The organism is Candidatus Binatia bacterium (genome assembly GCA_029248525.1).
Classification (GTDB): domain Bacteria; phylum Desulfobacterota; class Binatia; order UBA12015; family UBA12015; genus UBA12015.
Window position 1 is genome coordinate 1 of sequence record JAQWJE010000012.1, and the last position, 5,068, is coordinate 5,068.

The 5,068-nt window shown below is 62.4% G+C and carries 6 protein-coding genes and 1 tRNA gene; 4 read left to right on the forward strand and 3 right to left on the reverse strand.

Annotated features, from left to right (window positions below; genetic code table 11):
- The 4 genes from P8K07_02640 to P8K07_02655 form a co-directional block, all read left to right on the forward strand.
- Nucleotides 1-185: hypothetical protein (locus P8K07_02640; GenBank protein ID MDG1957416.1), on the forward strand; the 185-nt coding region annotated here is incomplete at its 5' end.
- A gap of 49 nt (nucleotides 186-234) precedes the next feature.
- Nucleotides 235-307: transfer RNA gene (locus P8K07_02645), tRNA-Met, on the forward strand.
- 83 nt (nucleotides 308-390) lie between these two features.
- The gene (locus P8K07_02650; GenBank protein ID MDG1957417.1) at nucleotides 391-537 is read left to right on the forward strand and encodes a hypothetical protein; all 147 of its coding nucleotides are present in this window, start codon (nucleotides 391-393) and stop codon (nucleotides 535-537) included.
- A 75-nt stretch (nucleotides 538-612) separates the two neighbouring features.
- A complete protein-coding gene (locus tag P8K07_02655) occupies nucleotides 613-1,449 on the forward strand; it encodes an MOSC domain-containing protein (GenBank protein ID MDG1957418.1) in 837 nt (278 codons plus the stop codon).
- A gap of 102 nt (nucleotides 1,450-1,551) precedes the next feature.
- Here P8K07_02655 and P8K07_02660 read toward each other — a convergent pair whose 3' ends face one another.
- The 3 genes from P8K07_02660 to P8K07_02670 all read right to left on the reverse strand — a co-directional run.
- Complete coding sequence (locus P8K07_02660; protein MDG1957419.1) at nucleotides 1,552-2,595, reverse strand: hypothetical protein; 1,044 nt, start codon at nucleotides 2,593-2,595, stop codon at nucleotides 1,552-1,554.
- Between the two features lie 6 nt (nucleotides 2,596-2,601).
- Nucleotides 2,602-2,880, reverse strand: coding sequence for a hypothetical protein (locus P8K07_02665; GenBank protein ID MDG1957420.1), 279 nt, complete (start codon nucleotides 2,878-2,880; stop codon nucleotides 2,602-2,604).
- A gap of 283 nt (nucleotides 2,881-3,163) precedes the next feature.
- A partial coding sequence (locus P8K07_02670) for a hypothetical protein (protein MDG1957421.1) occupies nucleotides 3,164-5,068 on the reverse strand: 1,905 nt, incomplete at its 5' end.

Sequence of the window (5,068 nt, forward strand, 5' to 3'; positions counted from 1 at the left end):
TTTTCTCACGCCTGGGCTGGATCGCCATGGATACCGGATGTTGCTACGGCGGATTGCTCTCATGTCTGGATCTGACCGGCGGCGTTTTGCATGAAATTCGCCGCGATGAAGACGTGGTCAGCGCCCGTCAGGTCGGCGACACGATCATGATTGCGGCCGGGCAGGAGGCCGCGGCCGGATTCTGAGGTTTTACAAGCCGTTTTCCCGTTGTTACCCACTCCTCTTCAGGTCCACGGCGGCGTAGCTCAGTTGGTAGAGCTGGGGTCTCATAATCCCTGTGTCGGCAGTTCAAATCTGCCCGCCGCCATTTTTTTCTCCCTGCGGGGGGGACCTTATTCTGCGGCGGGACGCGAGCAGGTTGAACCGGATTCGTGATACACGAGGCCCTTGATGATGGATCGAATCCTCGAAGCCGCGATCTGGTTCATGAAGGCCTTCGTCGTCGTCCCGATGGTGATTGTCGTGGGCGCGATCCTGGTTATCGGCGCCCTTGGCCTCCTGGTGAGCCTTGGCCTGTTGGTCGTGGCTCTTCTCTGAGATTCCTCGGTGGTTTCCCGAGGATTGCACGAAAGCCGCTCGACTGCTGATCTCGTGAACAATCAGGAGTGAACCATGAACGACGCAACGCTTGAGCAGATATTCCGCTACCCGATCAAGTCCATGATGGGCGAGTCACTGGAGTCCGCCCAAATCACCGACAAGGGTCTTGTGGGGGATCGGGCCTGGGCGGTGCGCGACGAAGAGCGCGGCGGCATTCGCGGCGGGAAGAAAATCCCCGCCCTGATGACGCTGGCGGCAACCACCGCAGAACCCGCGCCGACGATCATCGCCCCTGACGGTGACTCGGCAGGCGCGGGGGATGACGGCATCCACGAATGGCTTTCCGGGAAACTCGACCACCCGGTAACCCTCTGGCCGATTCTTCCCGCAGACCAGCTCGACCACTACCGGCGCGGGGCGCCCGATAGCGATGATTTCGAAGCCGAGCTCCGTGCGGTCTTCGGGCGGCTACCCGACGAGCCCCTGCCGGATCTGGCACCATTCATGGAAGTCCTCGAGTTTGAATCCCCGCCCGGAACCTATTTCGATGCCTTTCCCCTGATGCTGATGAGTCGGCAATCGCTGGACACCATGAGCCGCCGCAACCCCGATGCGAAGTTCGACATCCGGCGGTTTCGGCCCAACCTGCTGATCGATGTCCCCGGCGAGGACCATCCTTTTCCCGAGCAGCAATGGGTTGGTAAAACCATCCAGATCGGCGACGTCGTACTCGAGATCCCCAGCACCTGCCCGCGTTGCTCGATGGTCACCCATCCGCTCGCGGACCTGCCCAAGGACCCCGGGATCATGCGCGCTTTGGTGCAGCAGGCCGAGGGGAATCTGGGCGTCTATGCGAAGGTCCGGACATCGGGAAAGGTCTCCTCCGGAGATCGGGTAGGCGTGCTGTAGAGTTGCTCCAGAGCTCCTCCAGTGTTCCTCCAGAGCAGTCCCTGCTATTCGAAGTTTGCGCGGGCCGCCTGCGAGGATCCCCCGCAGGCGGCCACAGCGGCATCAGTCCAGCAGACTCGCGGGTGCTTCAAGAAACGCTTGCGAGGCCGAGCCATAGGGCGTTGGGAGCATGGACGGGCAGGCGTCGGGTATCGGCGAAGCCTTGTCTCCGTTGAATTTCGCTGTCGTATCGTGGCGCTCGGCCGGGCTTTTGGGCTGCGCTGTGGAGCAGAATTCCACGCCACTGCCCAAGGTGAGACGAAGTACCATTTCACCCACAGGCGCGTCCTCGAGCGAATAGAGGTCGGCCCCGCGTCCGGAGATGCTCAATTTGCCATTGCGCAGCAGGATTTTCTGGATCGGCCCCTCGACCTGTTCGCTGTCCTTGTAACGGTAGCCGGGTCTCGCGGCAGAGCCCGTCTGTTCCCAGCGCGTGGCGGGTAGCGAGAGTTGCACGGAACCGATGACGGGCGTCTCGGAGGTGCTGCTGTAGAGCGTAAGCGTGGCGCCGCCGCCGGTCTCGCCCGCGCTGGTCGGGTCGCCGCTGGTGCCGAATTCGGGCGTCGTCACCCCGGACGCCTCGCCCTTGTAGGAAGAGGAGCGGAAAGAAAAACGCCGCTTGTTCGGATCGAGCGGGGGGGTCGCGTCGTCGCGAAGCATGAATTTCGTCGACCGAATCAGATCCACCTCGATGTCGGTCCCATAAATCTGGTCATTTTCGTCCATGATCGCGCCCGCGATTTGCCGCAGGTCGGTCGTGTAGCCGTGGTTCCAGTTGTAGTCGTAGAGATCGATTCCGTAGAGCGTGGACAACCAGACCATCGCGGCGGTATCCTTGAGGATTCGTCCGGCATGTCCCTTGTAGTCGGTGAAAAGTGCGTCGCTGGCCGAACCGGTCATGTCGCTGATGTCGGGAAGGTTGCCCGCATCGAAGAGAAGCCGCAATTCGATGGCACTCTGCCCATAGGGGAGGTTCAGGATCTCGACTCCCGGATAGAGCGCTTCAAGGGACGCGAGGAGAGCCGGCCATCCGGTGCGATGTCCCGTGAGCCAGGTGGTTGTATACGCTTCGGTCGTCCAGTCCGACGGGAAATCAATCCAGGGCAAGCCGATCTAGATCGTGGTGGCCGGGTTGGCCGCGAGGGCGTAGCCGATCCACTCTTCGTAAGCCTCGGAATCCGGGTCGTAGGTCATGGCGAAGATGTCCACCGTGCCGGTGTCCAGAATACTCTTGATCTCGGCGCTCTTGGTGGGGCTTTCCCACAGCGACGATGGTGTGCCGCTTTCCCCGCCGGAAAAGACCTCGCTTTGGGTATGGCCCACGACGCCGGCGCGGTTGGCATGCGCCGGCAACTCTCGTGCGATCGGCACAAAGAAACTGTGCCCGATCACGAGCAGATTTTGGCCCTGTATGGTTTGCCCCAGCGCTTCGCCGGCACCGCCGGACAGCAACAAGAGGGCGAGAAGGAGTGGACGTGAGCCTCACGGCATCCCTAACTTTTCCAGCCGGTTGGATACGGCGGCCGTCAATCGATTTTTCATCCTGAATCGCTCTCTTTCGATGGTTTCCATCATTGCTGTTTTTCCGGATTGTTCATTCAGTTTCGAACATCCCAGTCTTGACCTGCCCGTGATCGTGCTGTCGGGGTCTTCTGGCAGGTGTTGCGGCATGGGTTCAATCCAGAAGGCTCGTCGGCGACTCGAGGAACGCTCGGGTCGCCGAGCCGTAGCTGGCCGGGTTCACCGGGGGGCACGGAGCGGGCGGCGCCGACTTGTCGCTGTTGAATTTTACTGTCGAGTCGTTTGCGGTCCCAGGGCCTTTCGCCCCTGCGGTCGCGCAGAAGGCGGCCCCGTTCCCAAGTTGGAGGCGTAGCGCCATTCGGCCCTGCGGTGCGCCCTCGAGCGTGTAGAGGCCTTCTCCCTTGCCTGCGATGGTGAGGGTGCCGTTGCGGATCCGGATCTTCTGGATCGGGCCGTCGGCAACCTTGCTGTCCTTGTAGCGATAGCCCGGCACCAGCGGTGAGCCGCTCTGCTCCCATCGCGAGGCGGGGAGGTCCAGGGTGACGGCGTTCTCTGCGCCTCCATAGACCTGATGGATCGTGAGCGTGGCGCCACCGCCGCTCGCGCCCGCGGGGGTCGGATCCCCCTCGCTGCCATAGGCTGGCGTGATGACGCCCGACGGGCTTCCCCGGAAGGCGGACGACTTGAAGGTGAATTTGCGTTTCTTTGGCTCGATGGGCAGGACGGCGTCGTCCCGTATCTTGAAGCGCGTGGTGCGAATATTGGTCGTGAGATCCACCCGCGTGTAGGGACTCGAGATATAGGTCTGGGTTCCGTCGACGACGTGGCCGTGGTTGCTCCAGAAGTCGACCGTCCCCTTGCTTCGATCCACCTCGATCGTCACCTTCCAGGTGCCGTCGGCGGGGTCGAAGGTCATGTCCGCAAACTGATCGTCGGGAATCAGGGCCCAAATGTAGGCGCCCGATCCGCCCGGCGCCCGGTCGTACGCCCACCAGATCCGCCCGCTGGCTGGCTCGGGGCCGTCTGTGAAGTTGACCGCAATGCTCAGCTGGTTTCCGTCGAGGGAGTAGCTCGAGGCGGGTGTCTCCAGCATTGGCGTGGTCGTTGCCAAAAAATGCCGCCGCAAAAATGCCAATCTGTTGTTCTCGTCGGTCTCGCCGGCCGGATGGCCCCCCGGACCGTGGCCCCCGTTGGCCTCGATATATACAGGGATCTCGGGATTGCTCGCCTGGCCTTCGACCAGATCACTCGCCACGTAGTCGTGTGTGCCGGGTGCGTAGAAATACTCGTTTCCTCGGGCGACCAGAGCGTCGTAGCTCACCGAAAGATGCAAGTCGGCGGCGGTGGAACTGGTAAGAGCGCGGAGGTCCTCCCAGGTCCAGCCCGCGGCAAGAGCCAGTTGCTGCAGGCTGGTGGGAGAGCCATAGGATTTGTCGAGGTACCATTCCTCGGTGAAGCGGCCGGGGGAGATCGATCCACTCGCGAGGGCGTCGAAGAACCAGTCATTCGCAGCCTCGACGTCCTCGACCGCCTCTTCCTCCAATAGATCCAGTGGTGAGAGCCAGGGCGAGCAGACACTGCCCCACACCGCCGTGATCCGCGCATCGTGGATGCTGGCTACCGTTGGCGTCATGCAGTTCTTGGATCCACCGCTGATGGCCACCTTCCCCGGAAGAAAATGGGCTGTTTCGGTGTAGGCAGCGGTGATGGCCCGCATCTCGATCATCGGCCAGATCCAGATCTGGGAGTAGCGCATGTTCAGGGTTGCCAGAAGGCGCTCTACCATCGCGACCTCCGTGGCGGCGCCGCCAGTCAGCGACGCCTTGACCACGGTCTGGACGATGCCGATGCCGCCGGCAAGCAGAGGTGCCTCAAGCCAGCTCACCGCGCGGTCGGACTGCAGAGCTGTCGGCGTGTTCCCTCCAGTGAGATGGATGCCAGTTGCGGGTGCGTCCAGCGGCACGATGAAGCGCACCAGGACTCGGTAATCGAATCCCGGCCACCACTCGGCCACGCGGATGTCGACCAGCTTCTGGCGTGTGGTGCCGTTGACGGTGTC